Below are 25,466 nucleotides of genomic sequence, written 5' to 3'. Positions count from 1 at the left end.
CCTAACAAGATGGAAAAGAAATCAACAAAAGGCGGAGAGTTCATCATCTCCGAAACAGATTTTAGAAACGTATTCATCCCAGAAGAATTTGATGAAGAGTCGGTGATGATTAAAAAAACCTGCGAGGATTTTCTGGAAACGGAAGTTACGCCCAACCTCGATCGGATTGACCAGCTGGAAGAAGGTTTAATGCCATCGCTGTTGGACAAAGCCGGTGAGCTTGGCTTGCTGGCAGTCTCTATCCCCGAAGAGTATGGCGGTTTTGGTAAAAACTTCAATACTTCCATGTTGGTGACTGATGCCATTGGCGCTGGCCATTCTTTCGCGGTAGCTTTGTCGGCACATACCGGAATTGGAACCTTGCCGATTTTATATTATGGCAATCAGGAACAAAAAGATAAATACATCCCTAAGCTGGCTTCGGGCGAATGGAAGGCTTCTTATTGTTTAACAGAACCCAATGCCGGTTCGGATGCCAACTCGGGTAAAACCAAAGCTGTTTTAAATGCCGAGGGCACGCACTACATCCTCAACGGACAAAAAATGTGGATTACCAACGGCGGCTTCGCCGATTTGTTTATCGTTTTTGCAAAGATCGACGATGATAAAAACCTTTCTGCTTTTATTGTAGAAAAAAACTTTGGTGGCATTACCATGAACCCCGAAGAGCACAAAATGGGTATTAAAGGTTCATCTACCCGTCAGGTGTTTTTTAACGATTGTCCCGTTCCAAAAGAAAACCTCCTTTCCGAAAGAGAGAACGGCTTTAAGATAGCGGTGAACATCCTTAACATCGGGCGTATTAAGTTGGGCGCGGCGGCAATTGGCTCGTCCCGTAAGGTGATAGATCAGGCCATAAATTATGCTAACGAGCGTTCGCAGTTTGGGCTTAACATCTCAAAATTCGGTGCTATACGCTATAAATTAGCAGAAATGGCAGTGCGTAATTTTGCAGTGGAAAGCGCAGCTTACCGCGCCGGACAAAATATTGACGACGCCTACGATGCTTTGGTTGCAGGCGGAATGGATTCGGGTAAAGCCAAATTGAAATCTACAGAGGCTTTTGCGGTAGAGTGTGCCATTATAAAAGTTTGGGGATCTGAGATGTTGGATTATGTGGTAGATGAAGGTGTGCAGGTTTACGGAGGTATGGGTTACAGCGCGGATGCGCCGATGGAGCGCGCTTATCGCGATAGCCGGATTAACCGCATTTTTGAAGGCACCAATGAAATTAACCGTTTGCTGATTGTGGATATGCTGCTAAAGCGTGCGATGAAAGGCGAGTTAGATTTGATGACGCCTGCGACGGCAGTGGCCGGAGAATTAATGTCGATTCCGGATTTTGCCGAGGAAGATGACACCCTTTTTGCAGCAGAAAAGAAAACCTTACAGAATCTCAAAAAAGCAGGTTTGATGATTGCCGGTTCGGCTGTGCAAAAGCTGATGATGACCTTGGCTAAAGAACAAGAAATTTTAATGAACATTGCGGATATCATAGGTTATGTTTATGTGGCAGAATCTACTTTGTTGAGGGTGGAGAAATTGGTGAGCATGCGCGGAGAGGAAGCTTGCAAAGGCCAGCTGGATATGGCGCGCATTTACCTGCAAGAAGCGGTAGACAAGGTAGCTATAGCAGGCAAGGAAGCACTGAATTCTTTTGCCGAAGGCGACGAGCTGAACATGATGTTGATGGGCTTGCGCCGCTTTACAAAAGTTAAGCCTTTTAATATTAAAGATGCCCGCCAAAGGGTTGCGAAACAATTGATAGACGCTAATAAATATTGTTTTTAATTTGCACTTTAAGTGGAGGAAGAGCCGTTCAGAATTGTTTTGGGCGGCTTTTTTTTATTGATGGATTTGCTAGTCTGGAGACGCTGTTCCATTCTTGAATCCCCTTAGAGGCTCTTCGCTAAATTCTTCGGATAGAAGGGATTTTAGAATAATCTACCCGTCCTTTAGAGGTTCCTCAGGGCTCTAAGAATTAAAGGGTGTGCCTCTCAGACTTTCCAATGACAGCGCTAACTAATATTATTTATAATCTTTATTTTAGGTTTTTAAAAATTAGAAACCTATAAATGAAAAGAACACTAAAAATAGGTAGTGCGCTGATGTTTCTGCTCGCCACCTTTTCTTATCCTAATGGGTTAAAAGCTCAAGAACTACCATCCTCAACCCTCAAATCGCGCGTTGTGGAAGATGGCGGCACCGGACCTTTTAAAGCCCTAATGTTGACAGATTCATCATTGCCTACGCACACGATTTTTAGGCCAAAAGATATGTCGGCTTTTAAAGGGAAAAACAAACTCCCCATTATTGTTTGGGGTAATGGCGCTTGCGCCAACTCGCCTTGGGAACATGTCAATTTTCTTTCAGAAATTGCATCCCACGGTTTCTTTATCATTGCCGTGGGGCCAATACCGGTAGAAGGAGAGGAAGAGCGTGCGAAATCTACTTCCTCTAAGCTGACGGACGCCATAGATTGGGCTTTTGAGCAAGATAAAAATCCATCCCAACCTTATTATCAAACCCTAAATCTTAAAAAAATCGCGGTAAGCGGCATGTCTTGCGGCGGTTTACAAGCGCTTGAAGTTTCATCAGACCCCCGGGTAAGCGCGCTAGGCGTATTCAATAGCGGTATTTTTAACACTCCGGGAAACGGCATTAGCAATATGCCGAATTTAACCAAAGAAAATCTAAAGCTTATCCATACCCCGGTGATTTATATGCTGGGGGGCGAAAAAGATATTGCGTACAAAAATGGGATGGACGACTATGCCAACATTAATCATGTGCCGATATTTTTAGCAAATCTAAATGTAGGCCATGGCGGTACTTATCGCCAAGCCCACGGAGGCGAATTTGCACGTGTGGCAACAGATTGGTATAAGTGGCAGTTGAAAGATGATAAAAAAGCCGCATCTATTTTTAAAGGCGATTTAAGCAAGTTCCCCTATGCTGAAGGCTGGAAAGTTGAACGTAAAAACATCAAATAGGCTGGATATAAAAACCTTAAAACTGTTAGCCTTTGTTTTGCTTGCGCCACCTGCAAAAAGTAATACTACAAATAACGAAACTCTCCCTAAAAAAGTTTCTGTAGGGATGTTCGGTGCGCCAGAAAAATTAGTAGCCCAAAATAACTACACATTTGATGAGCTGTTAGCGCATGGCCGTAAACAAAACCCAATGTGGAGCGATACAGATCTGAAATACTGCGCTTTGTCTAAAATACAATATCATGGCGCTTATACGCCAGGGGCACAACAGGCTATGAGTGGAACCATGAATATTGGCAACTCCTTAGCAAATATCAAAGTGCCTGCACTTGTTTTAAAGGCAGATGCTAACGAAGATGTTCGTAAATCAAATGAAGAAGTAGCTAAGGTGATACAGAGCGGTAAGCTCATCCATATTGAAGGTAGCCGACACAGTTTGCACCACGATAAATTAGAAGCTACTACCGAAGCGTTGAAGACTTTTTTTGCAACACATAAGCTTTATTAAAAAGTTTAAGGCTTTCCCAAAAGCTTATTGCTTTGGGAAAGCTCTTTTATTTTGTTGGAGGCAACAATACGTTATCAATTACATAAATTACGCCGTTGGCAGCAGGCACTTCGGCAATTATATTTGCCACGCCATTAATTTTAGGTCTGCCATTTTCCATTTTTATGGTAATGTTGTTTCCGTTCACTTGTCCAATTACTTGTCCGTCTGTAAAATTAGCCGTCTTTAAAACGCCTAAAGAAACGTGGTATTGCAAAATGTCCGCTAGTTTCTCTTTGTTGGCTGGCTTTAATAAATCGTCTACCGTACCCGCAGGCAATTTGTCAAAGGCGGCGTTTGTTGGTGCAAATACGGTGAAGGGGCCGGCATTTACCAATGCATCTACTAAATCTGCTGCTTTTACGGCCGCCACCAAAGTAGTGTGGTCCGGGCTTTCTGAGGCTACCTGTACAATGTTTTTTTGCGAATCATCGTCTTTCACGGTCGATTGTCCGCCACCAGCGGTTTGCTCATGTTGATGGTCGGTGGTCGCATCGGCTACTTTGTCTGCGTTTCCGCATCCAAAAAGCAAAGCCATGCAAATGGAAGTTGTAAAAAGTTTTAGTTTCATAATTATAAGATTTTTATTGCTCACAATTTGTAAACAAAACTTTTACATAGCTATGACGGGCGTCATTTTATAGAGGTGATGGTAGTCAGTTGGAAAATTGTTTTGGATCAGGATTTCGAAAGGAAAGCGAGGATTTAAGTTGCTGAATCCCAATAGTCAATGCTTTTAGACCGAATTAACAAAAAAGGCAATCCCGAATATGAATTGCCTTTGTGATCCCGCTGGGATCGTATATTTTTATCACATTCACTTGAATGTCAGTAACTTACAAAGCCTTTTAAAATCTAGGTAACCGAATTAGTAACCTTTTTCTTTGTACTTATTTGATTTTGTTTAAAGAACGATTTCGTTATGCAAATATAAAAAAATAGCTTTAAATGTATAGAAAAAGGTAAAAATTATTGAGGTTCATCTGTTAGTTCTCCCTCATCATAGAACCTGGCGCTTCCAAATTCTGTGTCTGGAAATCCTTCTACATGCATCCAATGAGTCACATCATCTACGTAGTTCCCAGTCTTGTAATCTTTCCAATTTTTATCAAAATTTAATGTACCAACGTAAATTTCTCCTGCTGACACAAAAAGCAATGTCCCGACAGATTCGTCTTTAAAGCCCTCTGGAAGATTGGTATTCACTGAATTTCTATTTGTCATCAATTCTTCTAACGTAATCAGACTTTGCTCTGGCACATCGGCAATCATCACTAAATCAGTTCCTGATACTTTAAAATTGATTTTATATAAAAAGGTGCTCGGTTCATAAACTGTTATCTTAGCTCTAAAAACCTCGTAACCCGTGTAGTCAATGTAATATAAAGATTGACCGTTATTATATTTTTGCTGTTGTTTCATCGTGTTTTAAATAACATGAAAATAATAAAGAAACTCTTCAAGAGTTGTTTAGAAGTGGCGCTATTATACTGTTTGAAAACCAAGCTTGATTAAATTGGCTAATTCTACCTGTCTTAATTTTGGTGTTGCCAACACTAAGAGGTGTTTGGGACGAGAGCATGCCACGTATGCAAATCGTACATGTTCTTCATCTCTTGAACCTCCTTCAATCCAATCAGAGTGATGCCCTCCTTTGCTGCTCTTATTTCGGTGAGAAACAAGCAATACCGCATCCAGGGTTTCCCCTTTCACGCTATGGATTGTAGTTGCTCTTAAGGAGGAGTTTTTATGTCTTCTTCTGCTTGAAGTAGTAGTAACTAACACTTCCCCACAATTATTAGGGACTCGTAACTTTAACTTTATTTCTTCGTAGGTAGTCGTGGAATACTTGAACTTACTCCAATATTCTCGGACAGCAATCTTTAACAGCTTTATCCATTGTGACCATTTGAGTGGCTGTTCTCCGTCGACTAAGGGACAATGTTTTTTCAATTGATTGGCTAAAATTGCAATTTGATTACGCCATATGATCCGCCTAATTCCATCAGGACAAAACTGATTTCTTCTGTTACCAAGGCCTCCAAATCCTAGATTGCATAAAGCTCGACCGATCAACTGTAATGCTGAATCTAAGTCCTCAGTTCTTCTACTTGGGTTAGTCCAAAGCACTAATCCTTGAAGAAGTAATTCAGCGTTGTTCAAATTGTAATTTTCGGAATAACCATTAAAGTAAGAAAGGGTATTTTTGCCGCGAGCTAAAATTGCAGATTTATTAACGTCCAGGTCGTTCGCAGTCAAAAATTCCGAGAACCGCTTTGGTAAATCACCAAAGTCATTTTCCGTATATTCCCAGAGAATAGTAGCCGGATGTGAGGGCATTGATCGACAAGCTACAATTTCTTTCCGGCTATTGATAAGTTCTCTACATATACTAACGATAGCTTGATTACTTCTGTAGTTGTTGCTAAGTTTTAATATCTGTAACCCGCTTTGAGATACAAAATTCAAAAATTTGCTTGGATCAACCTTTCTAAATTTGTAAATCGCTTGATTTGGATCGCCCACGCAATGAATCAAAACGCCCTCATCCTGCAATCCTTCTATTATCCTTAGTTGAAATTCAGAAAGATCTTGACATTCATCTATATATATAACAGGAAACCGCTTTGCTAATAACCTCTTTACAAAAGAGAATCTTGTTAAAATATTTTCGCATAAGCATTCTGCATCGGTATAAGTTGCAAAACCATCTTTGATAAACTTCAGTTTCTGTTCTTTCAATTGATTAAAGTCCTTTTCAGAAACTGACTTCACTATAACATCGAACTTTTCGTCATAACTATAAACCTCTTTCCAATCTGATGTAAAATGGTATTGTGTAACTCTTATTCCTAATGTCTTTCCCTTATATGAGATTATGGAACTATAATTAGCTAAGAAATAAGCATTTTTGTCGTCCTCAATAATCCTAATACTTTTGTCACCATTCTTTCCTCCATACCCTACCAGATCATGACAATACGGTTGAAGAATGTAGGCGTGGAGCCAACTATCAAAGGTTCCTACAAAGTGAGGATACGATATGGTTGTATTAAATTTACCGATTCTGCTAGTAAGCTCAGAAGCTGCACTTTTAGTAAATGTTAGTAACGCAATTCCACTACTATTCTTCCTCCATTTTAATACTTCAAGACAACACTTCAAACTTAATACCTCAGTCTTTCCACTACCCGGACACGCGTCAAGGAATGAAGATCTTAAACAATAGAAATTAATGTAAAAAACTTGTTCGTCACTTAAATTTGAAAGTGTCTCTAGTTTGCACTTAAGAATACGACTGATCTTGTAGAGAATTTTCTTTTTCTTATTCTCTTCCATCTATAATCCATTTTATTGCCTTTTCAATATAGCTTGGCACACTTAATTTGATGTCATTTTCGGTTATATAATTAACCAACTCTTGTGCAAACTGCCCTTTCCCTTTATCAATTCGCTCTAATAGATAATATGCCGCGTCACTCTTTTCGTTTTCAAGCACACCTATCCACTCTTTCTTACTGTATGAAAGCAAGGTACTTTTGATAATCCCATCGGTTTCTATAAGCTGAAGCAACGCGCTGGACATGATTTTTAAATTATTCCCTTCCAAAGCCAAATCGTATTCGAAGGTTTTAAGATTTGAGAATAAGCGACAATTTGGAGAATTCCCAGCAAGCTCCTCAACAAGCCATAATTGAGGATTTTTTCCAGGAACTTTATTGGACGATGTAGGCCTAGATCCTTTTTCAGGATCGTTATCAGTTATACCTGCACATCTAACAGGAATACTTTCGCAAGGTTCAAATCTGCCAGATTCTAAACGTATATATCCTTTAAACAGAGAAAAAAAGTGATTGAAATAAATCCCATTTAAGTTGATAATCGAAATGCCATATTCTTCTAGGTCAGCATGATATTTTGAATGTCCCAACTCGGTATTGAGCTTTATCAAAACTGTCTTCGCAAGTTCCTTTACTACAATTGCTTCAGCTATTCCTTCCACAAATAAAATCCCTTTCGAAAAGAAAAGAAGTGATTTAGTTATATCCAGCCAGCGCTCTAAAAACCTTTTGGATTGAAGAGACACCCCGCAATTTGCTACGGTAGTGAAAATTGGTGCGTCGTTCACCTCCGGGATTGATAGGACTTTTATAGCATGAAGGTCTATAGATGATGTAAGGGTTGGGGAATGGGTTGTAACAATAATTTGAATTTTACTTTCCTTTGCTTTCTCTTGAAGATATTGTAATAATTTAAGCTGTAATTGGGGATGCAGATGAGCTTCTGGCTCTTCAATTAAAAGAACTTTATGATTTATATCGTTATCAAAATCAATTTCTAGTTCTGCTAGAATAGTCGCCAGGTAGAGTATATTGTTATAACCAAGACTATTCTCATATAACTCACGAAATAAATTGAGATTATTTTGCTCTCCGTCCTTGGGAAGAAACGGGTAGAATAATAGCCTTATCTTCTCAATAATCCTATCGATACTAACTTCCGCAAATTGAAGAGAAGCATCTTGGCCAAAAATAGAGCCTATTGCGTTTACAATATTACCTTGAATAATTCTATTAGCTTTTTGAATTGATGGATCTTTTAGCATTTCCTTGTTTAATGCGGAAATTTTTGCTTCAAGCGGGTGCGTCTCTCCGTCTCCTAATTCAGGATGCAACTTTTTAATCAAACGAGCGAGCTTAGAACCTTTATAAGCTCGCAATTTCTCTTCAGCATTTCGTAAAGGAGGTAAATATATGCAAGAGATAGTGGACAGTAGCTCCCATTCAAAAAGACCACTTTCACAGTCATTCCCCCACGTTTTCCTTTTAAAACGTCCTCTTCCATCTTCCTTATTTTCGATTGCCATATTCAAAAGAGCAGAATTTGGATTAGCGGCAGATAGCCAAGGCAAAAAGGAAACTTGTTCGTGTTCTCCCTCGAGCTGGAACTCACATTTAAATAAAATCCGATCTACCCCTTTTGATTTTGCCGGATCAACTATCGAACGATGAAAATCTGTATCCGCAATCCCAGCTTTCCCATATTCGTCTTCTAAAAGAACCAGTCTTAGGGCATCTATAATCGTACTCTTACCTGATGCGTTTTCACCCACCAAAATATTTAGCCCTTCGGTCAGTTCAACAGTAAACTCGCTATTAAAAACTCTAAACCCCGAGATCTTTAGTTGTCGTAGGTACATAGGAAAATAAATAATGAAATTTTAATTAGCAAAGCTGGAATTTCAAGCGCTCATTTATGTCTATAGCTCACAGCTATAGGCGATAATGAAGATCTACCAAAATTAGCTTCGCATCCCCCTTGATGGAATAACTAAAAATGGTGAAAGAATTTCACAATAGAAAATGCATATATAAATTATAAGGAAATCTTTATTACATATTCAACAAAACCATTTCCAGCGCATCGAGAAATAAGTAATTAAACCTGAATAGTAGGTTAAAGCATCGCATTCTGTAGGGCGCGCTACAAATTTCCCCGTTCTTAACATGCTATGGCGGCTTCTATACCCTACAAAACGTCCGTTGCTTTCATATAAGCTACAGCCCTAGAGTAGTTACAAAAACCAAAATGGTTACTGTCCTCAAATGCCATCCTTGGCTTACTACAACATTGATGTGGCTTGTTTTGCCTTATTGGATGAGAACAGAACGTAAATGCTGGACAGGCATGAGTATCCTCTTTAGCTATAGAGGACTGATAATAATCAACATGGCAAAGAAGAGTAACAAGATCAAAACTTAGTAAAGGATCAAAATAACTACCTGCGTAATCTCTCATATATGTTTCAGTGTCAGTAAATTCATAAACAAGAGGACAGAGTCGGATGTAAGTATCCATCAGTCTCAGATTTCCTGAATATGTAATATCGACCTCAAAGGTTGGATTAGCAATACGTAATTGATAACCAGCCGACATTGTGGCTGTAAGATGTTTTACTGCCCCATGTAACCCTTGTCTTTTTTCAAAGGCTGCTTCAATTTCTGCCAAAGTATTTTTCAAGTCATCTAATCTCTCCTGAAGCAAACCTGAAACAATCGCTTTAAACTCGTTCAATTTTTGCTCCTTATCATCAGCTGTTGCAAGGTCATGTATCATAATGATAAACCACTCACCGCAGTTTAGATATGATAAAGATAAGGACGCGATTTCCAACATCATGCGCTTATCTATTTCAGGGTAAATATTGCGTGCTATCATCTCAAGAACCTTATATTCAGAATCTACCTGGCTTGCTGTAGTTAAAGGTTTGGATAATTGCAAAGCAACTTCCTGATCCAGTAAAAATGCCAACCCTTCATAAATGAAATAGCTCCCGAAAAAAAAAGAATCCGTTTTCATTTCCCCAGCACCATTATCTAAATAATCGTAAGTAACCAAAGGGACATTGAATTTAATAGTTTCATCAGAATTAGGAATGCTCCAATCTCTCGAAATCATTACTATTTCTTTAATGTTGAAGACTAACCTTCCATCTACATTAGACTTATTATGCCCTTGAAAGGCTGCAATTGTTGTTGAGATCTTATCAATTTTGATTTTATCTTCCTTTTTTATATTGGTGTAACCTGAGCTATTGGGAACATCAACATACGAAGAAAAAAGACCTCGATTATAGACCTGGAAATGAAAGGTTGTGATGCCAACCATCGTACTCACTTCGTGAACATAATGGACATATTCATGAAACAGAGCGACGAAGTTCTGCTTTTGCAATTCCATTTGGTCGTCTACAGAAAATGTATTATTCTCAAAATCATAAGAAGGAACATCTTTTCGTTCTTTCCCGGTACGAATCTTTATAAAAAATTTGTTTAATAGGTATTGGCCCCACGCTTCAGTAGAAATCTTGTTAAGGCGTTCTAAAACTAAGTCTGACATACAGTTCTAATATAACCCTTTACAGAGTAAACTACCACATCACACTTTTTTTTACCTACGAAGTAATTTACGTAATCCTCCCCTTTCCTTTTGTTAAGCCGCCCTCCTCATAGCGAAACAACTTGTCAAGAGAACATGGAATAAATCGGACGGAGGAACGAAGGCGAGTTTATGCCGTGAAAGCTCTTGACCAGGTGGTTGAGTGCGAGAACTTTGCTTTTACAAACGGAAAGATTCTATCTATAGATGTAAGAAAAAAACACGTAACTCCGGTGCAAGGTGTGAAAGGTGAAAGCTATCTCTCCGGAACTTAGCAGCAAATCTTCAATCTATGGAAAACTTTAATAACAACATGGGTGGAGCTTCGACCAGAGGTTCTGTTTTAAGAGATCAGCTTTTAACAGTTCAGGACATGATTGATTTTAAACAACAACTAATAGCAGAAATAAAAGAACTGCTTTCACATCAATCTCCAAAGCAAGAAAAGAAATGGTTGAAAGCATTTGAGATTAGACAGATGCTACGTTTGTCACCTGGAAAGCTTCAATACTTAAGGGATAAAGGAGTGATTCCTTTTAAAAAATTAGGTGGAGTTACGTACTATGATATGGAACAAATCCAGCAGCTTATGGAGTCTGACACCTTCAACCAAAAACTGAAACTAGCGTGAAAAAAAGAAAGGCCAAACGAAGGCGGATAATTGAAAATGCTCCTGAAAAAGTTGTCTCAAAAGCGAAGAGTTTGCAAGCCGGATTTGGTTATGAAATGCCACCCGAATTCGATTTGATTCTAATTTATTTCGATCAGAAAAGTGAGGCGAAACTAGCGTTGGAATTCTATTCGGAGCAACAAACATTGGGCTGGAAAACTGACAGAGGGGCACAAATAAAAAATTGGAAAGTTGCTGCGACTGATTGGCTCTATAACTACTACCAGGCACGAAGGCTTGAGGAGTGGAAAACCAGTCATGCTTTAGGAAATACTTAAGAAGTGAGAAGAACAAATTTAGAGTTGGAAGTAGACTGCCTCGCTTCGCCGCAGTCAGCAAGATGTACGTTTGTGGCACAAACGGATCTTGCCCTACCTTCCGAAGTCAGTCGGGAAAACCATTGAATCTTCTCCGAAGTCGAAGCTTTAAAAAGATAAGGCAATGAAAAAGGAACAAAGTAATCGAACAATATGGTTCACGATTCGACTGATGCCAGACGAGTATGCCCATATAAAACAGTCTTGTAAGAAGACGATGTTTCGGAATTTAAGCGACTATGGCCGGAACGTTTTGTTAGAAAAAACGATAACAGTTTTGCATCGAGATCAAGCCATAGATGACACGCTTGAGGAACTAATTCTACTACGTAAAGAGCTCAATTTTTTCGGAAACAACTTCAACCAAACGGTTAGAAAATTGAACAGCGTAAATGGAATGCCAGAAGCAAAACATTGGCAATCAATGCTTGAAGTTTTGAGAGATCAATTGGAGCCCTCCCTCAGGCAAATTAAAGAGCGGATCAATAACTATTCGGATTTATGGTCGCAAAAATTATTAGCGGAAAAAGTCTGATCGGAGCGCTCAATTATAATGAGAATAAGGTACATCAGGGCAAGGCTGAATTAATATTTCAAAGTGGTTATGCAAAAGATCTTATTCAATTAAATTTCAATGATAAGCTCCTAAGATTGAAAGACTTGACGCTAAGAAATAAACGGGTAAAAACTAATACAGTCCACATCTCTCTAAACTTCTCCACCAATGAAAGGTTGCCTCCCGATTTGTTGGGGGAGATTGCCAATGAGTATATGGAGCGGATCGGTTTTGGGAATCAACCCTACCTGGTTTACAAGCACAATGATGCAGCTCATCCCCATGTTCATATAGTAAGCACAAACATAAAATCATCAGGCGAAAGGATCAGCTTACACAATTTAGGAAGTACCAAATCTGAAGAGGCCAGACAGCTGCTTGAAGAAAAATTCGGGTTAGTACAAGCAGGCAAAAACACTAAAAGCCAAGCACTTGATTCCTCAGCCCTGAATAAGGTTGAATATGGTAAAGTTGATACTAAAAGAGCCTTGACTAATACTATAAATGCGGTGATTAAAACGTATCGTTTTACAAGTTTGCCGGAACTGAATGCAGTACTACAGAGTTATAATGTGCTGGCTGACAGGGGTGCAAAAGACTCCAGAATGTTTGCTAGCAAAGGACTTCTTTACTGGGTAGTCGACAACAAAGGCAATAAGATTGGAGTGCCAATAAAGGCTAGTAGCATTTACGGGCGTCCCACGCTTAAGAACCTTGAAGAAAGATTTAAACAAAACGAGGAACTCCGGAAACCTTTGGTTGAGAAACTGAAACCAATAATTGATGGGGTATTAATGACGAAAGCTAGTCCTAGAGGATTCTCTCAGGCTCTTATTAATAAAGGAATCCAAGTGGTATTTAGATGTAATGAAAACAACTATCTCTATGGTGTCACCTACGTGGATCATACTAATAAGGTGGTATGTAATGGAAGTGATCTTGGCAAGAAATATACTGCAGCAGCTCTAAATAAATATTTTCAAGAAACACCAAATACGTTGCCACCAAGGGAAGGTTTACATTCACGGTCAACTTCAACAGGTTACATTTCAGGAAGCAATACACTTAGTCCTCAGGCCCCTATAAATCAAAATTCCAACAAGAGTCTGATTGAGGGTCTATTACAACCAGATTATTCAGAGGTCTCAACCATGAGAAGCGTGTTGCAAAACAGACGAAAGAAAAAGAGGAAACGACTATCAAAATAAAAAAGCCATGGGAACCGGAGAAAATGAACAAGGGTTACGCAAAATTATCGACTTTACAAGGATGCTTTCGGTAGCTATTCTCGTCATCCACTTTTACTTAACCTGCTACTTAGTGTTTAGAGACAATGGACTTTCGTGGCCTGTTACAGATCGAATGCTGATAGTGTTATCGCGAATGAAAATTTTTAATTCCATATCGTCTGCGAAAATTGGCAGCATATTGTTGCTGCTGATTTCTTTGTGTGGTGCTAAAGGCAGAAAGGATGAAAAGTCAGATGTTAGATCCTTGCTGACCTATTCAGTTATAGGCTTACTGCTTTATAGTATAAGCTCCTTACTTTTTATCTTAAAAGTTAGGCCTATAACTATAACATATCTCTATATATCTTGCACCTCAGTAGGATATATTCTGATTCTGTCAAGTGGCACTCGTCTATCAAGACTCCTGAAATACAATCTTGCCAACGATGTATTTAACAAGGAGAACGAAACCTTTCCGCAAGAAGAAAGAAAACTCGAAAATGAATATTCTATAAACCTTCCGGCCAGGTACTACTATAAAGGAAGGATTAGGAATAGATAGATTTATTCACGAGGATTATAATTTAATGGCATTCATGCTCCACCAAGCCATGGAACTTGCCTGCCGGGGCGCCATCAACCTTTTCCTTGGATTTAACGGAAATAACAGGAACTTAGAAAGCCTTTTTGCTTTGACTAACAACGTTGTCGGTCACCTTCCGCCATTCCTACAGAACGAGCATACCAACGAACTTATCAAACAACTGCTTAAGAGCCACGACTTCGTGAAGTCTAATAGGAAGTATGCGGCAGAGAAAGATATAGTTACAAATCTCCAAACCCTTACAGAGTCCATAATCCAAACATTAGAGGACTATGGAAAACAACATTTAGATAAGCTGATGCCAGGATGAAAGACTTAAATATGCTTATACCACTTGTCATGAACTAACGCTTCAATTACATAACCGAAACCACTTCTCCTTCCTCGAAAAGCTTTCGCCCTTCGGGTACTCGTTCCGGTATATACCTGAATTGTAGTTATTGAATCGACGCCACAACTATCCACAATAGCTTCATTCCGTCCCATTCCATTCAGCCATTATTAAAAACAGTGATGCCAGACTATAATAAGAACTATTCCTAAAGATTTCATTTTGGCTTTTGCTGAGGCAAAGTTAAACCTCTTCGGCAGAAAAGGTCAAGCCCTTCGGGTTTGGACAAAAAAATCTCCACACCTACGCTTCGCTCTGGGTAGTATTTTTTCGCCTCAAAACCTTGCCTCGCCAGCCCCCCGCTCAATTTTTTTGCCTCTATCAAAAGCCAAATGAGGCGCATGCCGAATTGGTATAACAGATTTTTAATTACTAAAATTCTACTAAAATGAAAGTATCAGAAAAAAGCAACGGAGCGGTACAACCTGCAGAAGACAGAAGAGAAGAAAGCATTCAAGCAGCTTCTCAGAGTGTAAAGCCTTTAACTAACGGTCAACAAGAGAAGTCCAAAGTGGAGGAAAAACCTTCGGACATCCAAAACCTGGAAGTGAAGCCGGAACTAAAAGCTGGAACACAAAAGCCCCAGGAAGCAGAACAACCTAAGAAACTGGCTTTAAATCTTGAAGCAACTTTAAAATTAGTCGACGATTTACACCGGAGAAGTATTCAAAGAGATAACCTGTTAAACCGGATACACCAGTTAGATGCGTTTGAAATTACCCTAATTGAAGAAGGCGACGAACTGGAAAGCAATCATTTCCAAGGCTGCCAATTAATTATTAGTGATGATAAGGGTAGAAAATTCATTACACAGACAGCGGGCTTAATAAAGCTTGTAGCTGAATTTATTCATAGGGCTTGTCTTGAAAAATTGGGAGAAATTGAATCAAATATCGTTTTTCCCCAGTCCTAAACCTCAACGCTCCCGGCAAAAGCCGGGAGTATTTTCCAACAAAATAATAGCAGCTACAAATGATTGAAATATTTATAGAAGTAACAGACCAACTATTTTGGCAAGGTTACGCAGAACAGCTTTCAATAGAAAACCCTGCAAAATTTTCATCAGAGTTCAACGATTTTTTAAACCTCTATAACTTCTAAACAATGAAAGAAATACTCTATTTAATGGTACTGGTTGAGGTTCAATCGTCATTAAAACACATTTCAGATACAGTTCACGAGATTGAAACGGAGGCAGCTCTAATGGTTTCAGATACCCGGAACGTGAAGATCTTAAAAACTGAATTACTATTAACCCGAGTAAGGAACCCAAAAAAACATTAAGATGGCACACAACATAAATTTCAACGAAGAAACAGGGCAACACAGCTTTTTTTCTGTAAAAGAAAAAGCCTGGCATAATTTAGGTCAGATCGTTTCAGACTACCCAACCAGTTCCGAAGCGATAAAATATGCCGGACTAGATTTTGAAGTAATCAAAGCGCCAAATTTGCATCGGTTTCCAGATGGAGGCATAAAAGTCTCAGCAAACTCATTTTTCACTTACCGTTTAGACAATCACGAGGTTTTAGGTGACAAGCTAGGCAATGAGTATGAGGTGGTGCAGAACCGCGATGCCTTTTCTTTTTTCGATTCTATTGTGGATGGTAAAGAAGGTATTTTATACGAGACAGCCGGAGCACTAGGGAAAGGAGAACGCATTTTTATTACCGCAAAGCTACCTGATTATATTCGGGTAGGTTACGATGATTTAATAGAAAAGTACCTTTTCCTGACCACCTCGCACGATGGTTCCGGAAGTATTACGGCTGCCTTTACACCGGTTCGAATAGTTTGCAACAATACGTTAAATGCTGCCATAGCCAATATGAGCAATTGTATCAAAATCCGACATACGCAAAGCGCTCAGGACAAGCTAAAACAGGCTCACAAAATAATGGGCATTTCTAACAGTTTAGCCACAGAGCTAACAGACATTTTTAACAAATGGGCTAAGGTTCGAATCTCTGATAAGGAGGTTTTAAAACTCGTGCAAAAGGCAATGGCCCCGTCCAAAGAAGTGCTTCAAAATGTGTTAGCAGGCAAAGAAGACGAGCATTCAACATATTTTAACAACGTTTGTCAAAATGTATGTGAATATGCTTTTACGAGCCCTAGCCAGCAAACGGCGACAACAAAAGGAACATTATTTGGAGCTTACAACGCAATTACAGGCTACTTTCAGAACGTAAAACAGTACAAGAACGAAGAATGTAAATTAAAATCAGTGCATTTCGGAACAGGGTTAACCAAAACCCAAGCAGCCTTCAAACTTTGTATTGAATTCACGAAGGGAAAAATCCATAGCAATTAGTATAATTTTATGGGAGGCGGAAAAGCCTCCCATCTTCAAAAAAGTCACCGGGAGCCCCGCATTTTCCACTATTGGTAAAGATCTTTAAAAGCGAAAAATGCGGGGCTGTACATTGATGAAGATTCCTCATTTAAGACAATTTAAAGGTTTAATACGTGTACAGATAAAATAGTCAGGGATAGAATGTCAAATCCTCGAGGAAGTATTTTTTTAACTAAATATTTGGCACTGAAAAAAAATAATCGTAATATTGCGATATAAATGGGAGTAACTAAAACAGAAATATTTACAGAACAGCAGAACAGGCTGGCGGTTTTATTAAAAGCAATCGCTCACCCTGCACGAATCGCTATTTTGCAGGAGATTATAAATAGTAATGCGTGTATTTGTGGCGACTTGGTTTCTGAACTTGGGCTTGCCCAGGCCACAATATCTCAGCACCTGAAAGAATTGAAAAACGCCGGACTTATTCAAGGTACCATCGAAGGAGCCAGTGTGTGTTATTGCATTAACCCTGACTCCTGGGAAACCTTGAAGAATGAATTAGATGGATTCTTCAAATCCTATAAGGGGCCGACTACCTGTTGCTAAAAAAATTTGAATAAAAGTATCGCAATATTGCAATAACCTAATAGCAAATGTTATGAAAACAGATGATCAATTAAAAGAACTTGTAAGGCAGAAGTATAGCGAAATAGCACTTCAGGATAAAGAAACCAACCAGTCGTCATGTTGTGGTGCAGGTGGTTGCAGCACCGAAGTTTATAATATCATGAACGATGATTACACGAAGTTGGAAGCCTATAACCCGGAAGCAGATTTGGGTTTAGGTTGCGGACTTCCAACGCAATTTGCTAAGATAAAGCCTGGCGATACTGTTATCGATCTCGGCAGCGGTGCTGGCAACGATTGCTTTGTAGCACGGTCGGAAGTAGGGGAACAAGGGAAAGTTATCGGGATTGACTTCACTCCGGCTATGATAGAGAAAGCACGGCTAAACGCCGAAAAGCTGGGATTCAATAACGTTGAATTCAGACAAGGGGACATCGAAAAAATGCCTCTTACGTCTGATGTTGCCGATGTGGTTGTAAGCAATTGTGTCTTAAATTTGGTTCCCAACAAGGATGGTGTATTTAAAGAGATATTTAGGGTGTTAAAGCCAAATGGACATTTTAGTATATCTGATGTGGTACTGATTGGTGATCTTCCTGAGGGCTTACAGTCCGCCGCTGAGATGTATGCCGGATGTGTTTCAGGAGCGATTCAAAAAGAGGAATACCTTGAACTTGTCAAGTCAAACGGTTTCAAGAACATCACAATACAAAAAGAAAAGCAGATTCATATTCCGAAAGATATTCTTGTAAATTATCTAAATGAATCCGAGATAGCAGCTTTTACATCCGGCAATACCGGAATCTTCAGCATTACAGTATATGCAGAAAAACCAGTACCTGAAACAGCAGCATGCTGCGGACCAAACTGTTGTAATTAAAATTAAATGGAATTATCCTGAGAAAGAATCTCAGGATGATTCCTTCAATTCAAACTAAATAAATGAAGAATATTTTAGTGCTTTGCACGGGTAACAGCTGCAGAAGTCAGATTGCAGACGGATATTTAAAACACTTTGCTCGCGATAAAGCCGCGGTCTACAGCGCCGGTATCGAAACGCATGGAGTAAATCCAAAAGCCATTAAAGTAATGGCCGAAGATCATATTGATATCTCAAAGCATACATCTAACCATGTAGACGAATATCTGAACATTCCTTTTGATTATGTGATAACGGTTTGCGACAATGCTCATGAGGCGTGTCCCTTCTTTCCTGGAAATGTTGAACGTTTTCATCAAAATTTCCCAGATCCTGCAAAAGCGGTAGGCTCAGAAGAAGAAATATTTCAGGAATTTGTAAGAGTCAGAGATATGATAAAAGTTTATTGTGCCGACTTTGTTAAACAGCATCTTTCATAAATAACAGTAGATTATTATGTCAGCAACTAATTGCGCTCCAGTAGCAGAACGTAAAAGACTTGGATTTCTGGACAGGTATTTAACCTTATGGATCTTCATAGCGATGGCTATTGGAGTAGCGATAGGTTACTTCATGCCATCTTCGTCCGGCTTTATCAATTCCTTTTCGTCGGGAACAACTAACATCCCATTAGCAATCGGACTGATTTTGATGATGTACCCACCTCTCGCCAAGGTCAAGTATGAAAACATGGGCGAAGTATTTAAAGACACCAAAGTACTGGGTGCTTCACTCTTCCTGAACTGGATAGTAGGCCCGATACTGATGTTTTTTCTGGCAATTTTCTTTCTCCGCGATTATCCTGAATATATGGTGGGACTTATCCTGATCGGCCTCGCCCGCTGTATTGCGATGGTGGTGGTGTGGAATGAGCTTGCAGAAGGAAATCGTGAGTACGGAGCAGGCCTTATTGCCTTAAACAGTATCTTCCAAGTTCTATTATATAGCGTTTATGCCTATATTTTTATTACCGTATTGCCGCCTTACTTCGGCCTTGAGTCACTCCAAATAGATATTACGATCGGTCAAATTGCAGAAAGTGTAGGTATATATCTCGGCATCCCGTTTGCCCTTGGTATCGTCAGTCGCTATGCTCTAATAAAAATTAACGGCGAAGAGTGGTTCCAGAAAAAATACGTTCCGTTTATTTCTCCAATTACCCTGATTGCCTTACTGTTTACCATCGTGGTAATGTTTAGCCTAAAAGGCGAACTGATTGTACAGATCCCGATTGACGTGATTCGTATCGCCATTCCGCTGGTGGTTTACTTTGCCATCATGTTCTTGGTAAGCTTTTTCATGGGTAAATCCTTCGGAGCGGATTATTCAAGAAGCACATCGATTGCTTTTACGGCAACCGGAAATAACTTCGAACTCGCTATTGCTGTAGCCATTGGAGTATTTGGAATTAATTCAGGGCAGGCATTTGCAGGAGTTATCGGACCGTTGGTAGAAGTACCTGCTTTAATAGCCCTAGTAAACGTCGCTTTCTGGTTACGAAATAAATATTATAAAAATGAATCCTTGGTAGAAGTTAAATAAATTCTATTCGTCATCCTATACATGAAAATCGCTTTATTCTCAGATATACACGCTAATCTTCCTGCTTTTACCGCTTTCCTGAAAGACCTTGACGAAAAAAGGCCGGATGCTGTCTACTGCTTAGGTGACCTCGTTGGGTATAACATCTGGCCTAATGAGATTATTGCGGAAATTCGGAGAAGAGGAATAGTTACTATAGCAGGTAATCACGACACAAAGGTCAAAAAGAAAATGACCGATACTACCGGTAAAAACTATGCATATCATATTATCACTCAGCAAAATCAGGCATACCTGAGAGCTCTTCCTGCTCATATTCGTTTGGAGTACAAACTGGATGAAGGAAACTGCAATATTTTATTAGTTCACGGCAGTCCAAAGAGCAACGAAGAGTATATTTTAGCAGATACAGATGAACATTATATCAAAGCTCTCCTCTATGAATTTGGCGCAGATATTTTAGTTTGCGCCCATTCACATAAACCCTATCATCGCATTCTGCAAGCTTCTGAAAAGGCAGATTTAAAGCATGTCATTAATACTGGTTCCGTCGGGAAGCCAAAAGACGGCGATGTTAGGGGCGGTTACGTATTACTAACGCTCAAGGAAAGTGGCCGTCTTTCTGTAGCGGATAGCCTTCAGGTAGAATTTGTGAGATTTGAATATGATGTAGAAAAAGCAGCCATAGGGGTAGAACAAAGCCCCCTGCCCGACGAATTTGCAGATAGATTAAGAAAAGCTTATTAATACATCACATCGGTCTGTATTTGGGATCGGCCACTACCGAGCGCTTAAACTATTCTGTGTAAGTAATCTTCCGGTGAGTCTTTTGATGTTTTTCCTTGATTTATTTTGTTGACTTCGATTTAGTCAACTTTATTCAAATGTGACATGGACAAAAAAGCCCTGAAACTATGTGAGCAACAGGGCAACCTAAACCTTATCACAATTTTGTGATTTCAAAAATAAGAACCTGAATGTCAAATGCAAATTTTCTAGAGTCTAAAACGAAGTTCTATTGCCCGGCCGATTGCCTCGACTATTTCGGCGTCTATACCCGCAACTGCCTCTTTCGTATTCCAGCCATTTGAGCCTTTTATCAACTTCAGCGTCTCTCCGTTTAAAATTATTGGTATTTCAGTGGTATCCCTAGTAATAGGCTCCTCATTCACAACTTGAAAACTGTAGTCACGATCACGAAAAGTAATTCTAAGTGGCATTCCCATAGTGCCGCGAAAGTAATTCGAAAAGTCAGTTGATGGAAGACTTGTTGAAAACATACATGACAATATGTATTCATTAATCATTGGCACCAAGTTAGGCTAAGGGCTGCTGAAGCGGGCAAAAGCTTCCGGCATAAACGCTCTAACCATTCACTCCTGGCCATTTATTCCTTTTCCTTTTGCCCTTGATTACCCTTAGCCTGTGTCAAGCACCATAATTAATTCAATAAATTTTAAATCAGCTAATTATGGAAAAGCTACAAAACCAGATTTCATTGTTCCAGGTATCAGAAATTCAAGTGTCTTATAAACCAAAGTTCAAAGCGTCAGAAAGGCCAGCTGTTGCAGGATCAAAAGATGTTTATAATATCCTATTTAATAATTGGGACATTAACAAGCTTGAATTACTCGAACAATTTAAAGTGATGTTACTAAATAGGGCCAACAAAGTTTTAGGAATATTCGAAGTATCTACCGGAGGTTTTGCAGGCACAGTTGCAGATCCGAAGGTAATATTTTCCACTGCATTGAAGGCTTGTGCAAGCTCCATCATTCTCAGTCACAATCATCCTTCAGGAAATTTGAAACCCAGCCAGGCTGATTTGAATCTTACAAAGAAGATTAAAAACGGAGGTGAATTGCTTGATATAGCGGTTTTAGATCATTTAATAATAACTGCAGACAGTTACTATTCTTTTGCGGATGAAGGGCTATTATAGCCCATTCCGCCATTATAGGTAAGCATAGATTTTGTGTTTACCTTATTAATTGTCCAAGCGCTCGCTAAAGCGACTTAATTGCTTCGTTCAATTTTGAACTGACTTCTTCAGCAATTGATTCCAAATTTGACTTTTGAATTGCCGACATAGTTCCCATTGTTTATACTGAAGATTCTGCACGGCCGCATGGATTTTAGCCAGCAGCTAGCTTCTTATATTCGGTATTCGAAAAGATATGTTGAATTAGAACATATTTTTTTGCCAATTTTAAAAGCGATTTTCCAAGACGTAATTACTTATCCGTTGGTTTCTTCAAACGGTAGCCTTGAATCATTTGTTTTAAAAATAAATCACCTTCACATTTAAAGATTTATTCTCCTTTAAATCAAAGCTTGATTTAGAAAAATCAGGTCGGTTTTTCAATCCAAGTGAGGAGTAGTTTGAAAAACCAATACCTTCAACCGGCACAATAAAACCTTTGTCAATTTTACCATTCCTGTTTTCATCATGCAAAACGTTAACTGCATATTTCCCGGCAGGTATATTATTAAAGGTAATTGTAGAGGATTTATTTACGATCTCTCCCTTTAAAATTTTGTAAAACTTTTTATATCCTTCATCAGGTATAGATCCGTCCTTGTTATACAACGCAAATTGAACAACTCCTTTTTCATTCCTTAAATTCTTTACGTGTATGGTTAAGGAATACATTTCTGGGCTTGGTTTGGTAAATGAAGAAAACATGAAGGATAGCGTAAGTGCTATTGATATTCTGATGCAAGTTTTTACCTTCATTATTTTTTATGCTTTATTTTTTCTTTCGCTGTATCTACTAAGTAATAGACTACCGGTACCAGAAATACGGTTAAAATTAAAGAGGAAAACAATCCACCGATAATTACCCAGGCAAGTCCGTTTTTCCATTCTGCTGCTGTTCCTGTTGCAAGCGCAATGGGTAACATCCCAAAAACCATCGCCAGCGTTGTCATTAAAATAGGGCGCATACGCTCCTTACCCGCAATAATTAATGCTTCTTTAAAATGTCTGCCATCGGCTTTTAACTGGTTGGTAAAATCCACAATTAGAATTGCATTTTTCGCCACTAAGCCCATCAGCATAATCATACCAAGCAATGCAAATAAACTAATATTACTCAATGATAAATTTAATGCTAAAAATGCGCCGATCGCGGCAACAGGAATGGAAAATAAAACCACGAACGGGTAAACAAAACTGTCATAAAGCGCCACCATAATAAGATAAATAAGCAGAAAGGAGATGAGTAACACAGAACCTAATGCACCAAAACTATCATTTTGCCTTTTGATGTCACTGCCCCAGGTCATTTGTATACCGCTTGGTAGCGGATTTTCTTTTATGTACGCCACTACATCATCCGCTACAGTTCCTGATGGCCTTCCCAATGCATCAGCAGTAAGTGTAATAGCGGGCTGACGGTCTTTCCGCTCCAGCAAAGAGGGGGAATTGTCTTGCTCTACAATAGCAAATTGTGAAACTTCCACTGGAACACCCATTGGATTAATAATAGAAAGTTGCTGCACGTCCTCAAAATCTCTCCGGTTAAAATCATCAAGCAGAATTCTTACAGGATACTCTGTGCCGCTTTCAGTTAAAGTTGCATCGTCATTACCTGTAAAAGCTGTTCTCAGATTAAGTCCAACATATGCCGTTGTTAAACCCAATCTCTGCATTTTATCTTTATCAGGGATTATCTTGTATTCGGGACTTCCTTCTTCAACCGATAAACGCACATTGTCTGCACCGGGAATTTTCTCCACAATTGCTTTTAAGTCGTTTCCGCTTTGCATCACCATATCCAGATTATTTCCGCTTAATGTTATCTCAATAGGTGCAGATTTTGGAATTAGACCCAGGGCTGCCATCGAATAATTTATTCCCGGAAATTTCCTTTTCAAATCTTCTCTGAGTTTTTTCATAAACTCTTCGGTGGGAATATTCTTCAATTGCTTTTTATCTTTTAATTGTATAGTGAATTCAGTTTTGTTAGAAGAACCAATGCCCAGACTTCCGACTCCTGTACTCGGTCCACCTACATTGCTGAATACCGTTGCGACTTCAGGTTGATGGATGATGTAAGTTTCAATCTTTTGACTAACCAGGTTATTTTGCTCAATGGAAGTCGATTTGTCAAACTCCAACGACATTCTAAATTTCCCCTGGTCTCCTGTTGAGATAAGTTCTTTACCAATAATACCCTGTTTCATTATGCCTGCGGTTATTACAAAAAGTAACAATACCAATCCTGCAAAAATGAGTTTATGGCTCAAAACCCATTCTAATTTTCGGCCATACCAATTGATAAATCTCTCCAACTGACTTTCAAACCAGAGTAAGAACCGATTAAAAAAATTGGTCAGTTGTAAATCTTCTTTTTTCCCGATTCGTGAGGCCATCCAGGGTGTTAGGGTAAAGCCAACCAATAAGCTGGTAAGCGTAGAAGTGATTACAACTACTGAAAATTGCTTAAGCATATCGGCAACAAATACCTGTAAAAATAGAATGGGTAGAAAAACTACCACATCAACCAAAGTAATAGATAATGCAGAAAATCCGATTTCCATTCGTCCCTCCAATGATGCCGTTCTTTTTTCCTTCCCCATATCCAAATGGCGCTGTATATTTTCTAATACTACAGTAGCGTCATCTACTAAGATTCCTATGATTAAGGACATAGCAAGCAACGTCATTAAGTTAAGTGTGTAACCCAAAAGCCACATTACTGCGAATGCAGTGATTAAAGACGTTGGAATAGCAACTAAAACAATGATTGAGTTTCTGAAGCTTCTGAGAAATAAGAGCATTACCAACGATACTAGTATTACCGCCAAAACCAAATCAAAAACAACTGAGTTAACAGCAGCAATAGTGTTATCTGTACTATCGTCAGCAATAATAAATTTCACGCCTGAATTTAGATTCTGCTTTTCAATGGATTCAAATTTTGCGCGCACTAACTTTGAAACGTCCACCGCATTGGCATCACCTTGTTTCTTCAATAGTAAGCCGATACCATTTTTGCCATTGTAGCGACTGATCGAGGTCGTCTCTTTTGTACCATCAATAACGGTCGCTACGTCTTTTACATAAACCGGACTGCCGGGAAGAGGCATCGCTACCTGAACATTCTTTATATCTTCCAGCGTTGAAAATTTCCCTGTTAAACGAACTGAATTGCTCTCTTTGTCGGTTTGCACTTTCCCGGCTGGTAAATCAAGTCCCGAACGATTAATTGATTCAGCAATTTGATACAAGGACACTTTATACAATTTCAGTTTTTCCTGATTTACCTTTACCTGTATCTCTCTCTCTTCTCCTCCTAAAATGGTGATTTCTGCTACTCCTTTTAATTGTTGAATCTGGGGTAGGTAGTCATCTTTCATTTTTTGATAAAATTCAGTGGCAGACAAGTTACTTGTTGCACTGATTGACATTATTGGCAAATCGTTTGGAGAAACTTTACTCATTACCGGACTTAAAATATCCTCAGGCAAATCCTGGCGGATATTATCAATGTATCGTTGAGCATCCTGCATTGTTTTATCCAGATCTGACCCGTATTTCAGATTAGCGATAATAACCGAAGCATTGGGCAAGGACTTTGTAACGAGGTAATCTACGCCTTCCAGATTTGACAGGGCATCCTCCAATTTACGTGAAACGGAAGTTTCTACTTCATTGGGCTCTGCGCCCGGGTATCCTGTTTTAATCACCACAACCGGCTGATTAAAGTCGGGCATTAATTCGTAACTTAAATTTTTATACCCAATAATTCCAAGAAGGGTTAATACGCTGAAAAGCACAATAATCAGCGAAGGGCGATTGATTGATATTTCGGTAATATTCATTTTT

At 39.2% G+C, this 25,466-nt stretch carries 25 protein-coding genes; 18 read left to right on the top strand and 7 right to left on the bottom strand.

What is annotated here, in order from left to right:
* Positions 1–9: 9 nt before the first annotated feature.
* The 3 genes from BCY91_RS11490 to BCY91_RS11480 all read left to right on the top strand — a co-directional run bounded on the left by BCY91_RS11490 (position 10) and on the right by BCY91_RS11480 (position 3,501).
* Positions 10–1,791, top strand: coding sequence for an acyl-CoA dehydrogenase family protein (locus tag BCY91_RS11490; RefSeq protein ID WP_120182163.1), 1,782 nt, complete (start codon positions 10–12; stop codon positions 1,789–1,791).
* A gap of 284 nt (positions 1,792–2,075) precedes the next feature.
* Positions 2,076–2,993, top strand: a complete 918-nt coding sequence (locus BCY91_RS11485) for a dienelactone hydrolase family protein (protein ID WP_120182161.1) — start codon at positions 2,076–2,078, stop codon at positions 2,991–2,993.
* The gene (locus BCY91_RS11480; protein WP_120182159.1) at positions 2,953–3,501 is read left to right on the top strand and encodes an alpha/beta fold hydrolase; all 549 of its coding nucleotides are present in this window, start codon (positions 2,953–2,955) and stop codon (positions 3,499–3,501) included. Before BCY91_RS11485 ends, BCY91_RS11480 begins: the two co-directional genes overlap by 41 nt.
* Before the next feature lie 46 nt (positions 3,502–3,547).
* On the opposite strand, the gene BCY91_RS11475 is transcribed toward BCY91_RS11480, so the two are convergent.
* The 5 genes from BCY91_RS11475 to BCY91_RS11455 form a co-directional block, all read right to left on the bottom strand.
* A complete protein-coding gene (locus tag BCY91_RS11475; RefSeq protein WP_120182157.1) occupies positions 3,548–4,111 on the bottom strand; it encodes a fasciclin domain-containing protein in 564 nt (187 codons plus the stop codon).
* Positions 4,112–4,509: 398 nt separating this feature from the next.
* Complete coding sequence (locus BCY91_RS11470) at positions 4,510–4,962, bottom strand: DUF551 domain-containing protein (protein ID WP_120182155.1); 453 nt, start codon at positions 4,960–4,962, stop codon at positions 4,510–4,512.
* Positions 4,963–5,025: 63 nt separating this feature from the next.
* Positions 5,026–6,879, bottom strand: coding sequence for a UvrD-helicase domain-containing protein (locus tag BCY91_RS11465; protein ID WP_120182153.1), 1,854 nt, complete (start codon positions 6,877–6,879; stop codon positions 5,026–5,028).
* Positions 6,866–8,740 carry an ATP-dependent nuclease gene (locus BCY91_RS11460; RefSeq protein ID WP_120182151.1) on the bottom strand — a complete coding sequence of 625 codons (1,875 nt, stop codon included), beginning with the start codon at positions 8,738–8,740 and terminating at the stop codon, positions 6,866–6,868. The genes BCY91_RS11465 and BCY91_RS11460 overlap by 14 nt, the downstream gene beginning before the upstream one ends.
* A gap of 329 nt (positions 8,741–9,069) precedes the next feature.
* Positions 9,070–10,440, bottom strand: a complete 1,371-nt coding sequence (locus BCY91_RS11455) for a hypothetical protein (protein WP_120182149.1) — start codon at positions 10,438–10,440, stop codon at positions 9,070–9,072.
* Between the two features lie 331 nt (positions 10,441–10,771).
* Between BCY91_RS11455 and BCY91_RS11445 the strand changes: the two genes are divergently transcribed.
* The 15 genes from BCY91_RS11445 (at position 10,772) to BCY91_RS11365 (ending at position 21,575) form a co-directional block, all read left to right on the top strand.
* The gene (locus BCY91_RS11445; RefSeq protein WP_120182145.1) at positions 10,772–11,110 is read left to right on the top strand and encodes a helix-turn-helix domain-containing protein; all 339 of its coding nucleotides are present in this window, start codon (positions 10,772–10,774) and stop codon (positions 11,108–11,110) included.
* Positions 11,107–11,427 (top strand): hypothetical protein, encoded by a 321-nt coding sequence (locus BCY91_RS11440; RefSeq protein ID WP_120182144.1) that lies wholly within the window; start codon positions 11,107–11,109, stop codon positions 11,425–11,427. Before BCY91_RS11445 ends, BCY91_RS11440 begins: the two co-directional genes overlap by 4 nt.
* 163 nt (positions 11,428–11,590) lie before the next feature.
* On the top strand, positions 11,591–12,001 hold the full coding sequence (locus tag BCY91_RS11435) for a plasmid mobilization protein (RefSeq protein ID WP_120182142.1): 411 nt from the start codon (positions 11,591–11,593) through the stop codon (positions 11,999–12,001).
* Positions 11,968–13,230, top strand: coding sequence for a relaxase/mobilization nuclease domain-containing protein (locus BCY91_RS11430; protein ID WP_120182140.1), 1,263 nt, complete (start codon positions 11,968–11,970; stop codon positions 13,228–13,230). The genes BCY91_RS11435 and BCY91_RS11430 overlap by 34 nt, the downstream gene beginning before the upstream one ends.
* Positions 13,231–13,237: 7 nt before the next feature.
* The gene (locus BCY91_RS18085; RefSeq protein ID WP_120182138.1) at positions 13,238–13,813 is read left to right on the top strand and encodes a YWFCY domain-containing protein; all 576 of its coding nucleotides are present in this window, start codon (positions 13,238–13,240) and stop codon (positions 13,811–13,813) included.
* A gap of 25 nt (positions 13,814–13,838) precedes the next feature.
* Positions 13,839–14,165, top strand: a complete 327-nt coding sequence (locus BCY91_RS11420; RefSeq protein WP_120182136.1) for a hypothetical protein — start codon at positions 13,839–13,841, stop codon at positions 14,163–14,165.
* 469 nt (positions 14,166–14,634) lie between these two features.
* Positions 14,635–15,159, top strand: coding sequence for a hypothetical protein (locus tag BCY91_RS11410; RefSeq protein WP_120182132.1), 525 nt, complete (start codon positions 14,635–14,637; stop codon positions 15,157–15,159).
* A 59-nt stretch (positions 15,160–15,218) separates the two neighbouring features.
* Positions 15,219–15,347, top strand: coding sequence for a hypothetical protein (locus BCY91_RS17965; protein WP_262696803.1), 129 nt, complete (start codon positions 15,219–15,221; stop codon positions 15,345–15,347).
* Positions 15,348–15,531: 184 nt separating this feature from the next.
* Positions 15,532–16,560 (top strand): DUF932 domain-containing protein, encoded by a 1,029-nt coding sequence (locus tag BCY91_RS11400; protein ID WP_120182129.1) that lies wholly within the window; start codon positions 15,532–15,534, stop codon positions 16,558–16,560.
* Between the two features lie 261 nt (positions 16,561–16,821).
* A complete protein-coding gene (locus BCY91_RS11395) occupies positions 16,822–17,151 on the top strand; it encodes an ArsR/SmtB family transcription factor (RefSeq protein WP_120182127.1) in 330 nt (109 codons plus the stop codon).
* 52 nt (positions 17,152–17,203) lie between these two features.
* A complete protein-coding gene (locus BCY91_RS11390; protein WP_120182125.1) occupies positions 17,204–18,052 on the top strand; it encodes an arsenite methyltransferase in 849 nt (282 codons plus the stop codon).
* A gap of 62 nt (positions 18,053–18,114) precedes the next feature.
* A complete protein-coding gene (locus BCY91_RS11385) occupies positions 18,115–18,531 on the top strand; it encodes an arsenate reductase ArsC (RefSeq protein WP_120182123.1) in 417 nt (138 codons plus the stop codon).
* A gap of 16 nt (positions 18,532–18,547) precedes the next feature.
* Positions 18,548–19,633, top strand: coding sequence for an ACR3 family arsenite efflux transporter (arsB, locus tag BCY91_RS11380; protein WP_120182121.1), 1,086 nt, complete (start codon positions 18,548–18,550; stop codon positions 19,631–19,633).
* Positions 19,634–19,654: 21 nt separating this feature from the next.
* Positions 19,655–20,380, top strand: a complete 726-nt coding sequence (locus BCY91_RS11375; protein WP_120182119.1) for a metallophosphoesterase family protein — start codon at positions 19,655–19,657, stop codon at positions 20,378–20,380.
* 724 nt (positions 20,381–21,104) lie between these two features.
* Positions 21,105–21,575 carry a JAB domain-containing protein gene (locus BCY91_RS11365; protein ID WP_120182116.1) on the top strand — a complete coding sequence of 157 codons (471 nt, stop codon included), beginning with the start codon at positions 21,105–21,107 and terminating at the stop codon, positions 21,573–21,575.
* Between the two features lie 339 nt (positions 21,576–21,914).
* Here BCY91_RS11365 and BCY91_RS11355 read toward each other — a convergent pair whose 3' ends face one another.
* Together BCY91_RS11355 and BCY91_RS11350 are read right to left on the bottom strand one after the other, a co-directional pair.
* Entirely contained in the window at positions 21,915–22,370 is a 456-nt protein-coding gene (locus BCY91_RS11355; RefSeq protein ID WP_120182112.1) for a DUF2141 domain-containing protein, read from the bottom strand.
* Complete coding sequence (locus BCY91_RS11350) at positions 22,370–25,462, bottom strand: efflux RND transporter permease subunit (protein ID WP_120182110.1); 3,093 nt, start codon at positions 25,460–25,462, stop codon at positions 22,370–22,372. The genes BCY91_RS11355 and BCY91_RS11350 overlap by 1 nt, the downstream gene beginning before the upstream one ends.
* Positions 25,463–25,466 lie beyond the last annotated feature (4 nt).

The organism is Pelobium manganitolerans (assembly GCF_003609575.1).
GTDB classification, from domain to species: domain Bacteria; phylum Bacteroidota; class Bacteroidia; order Sphingobacteriales; family Sphingobacteriaceae; genus Pseudopedobacter; species Pseudopedobacter manganitolerans.
Note: the sequence above shows the minus strand (reverse complement) of the source record. Positions and strands in the feature narration are given on the sequence as shown.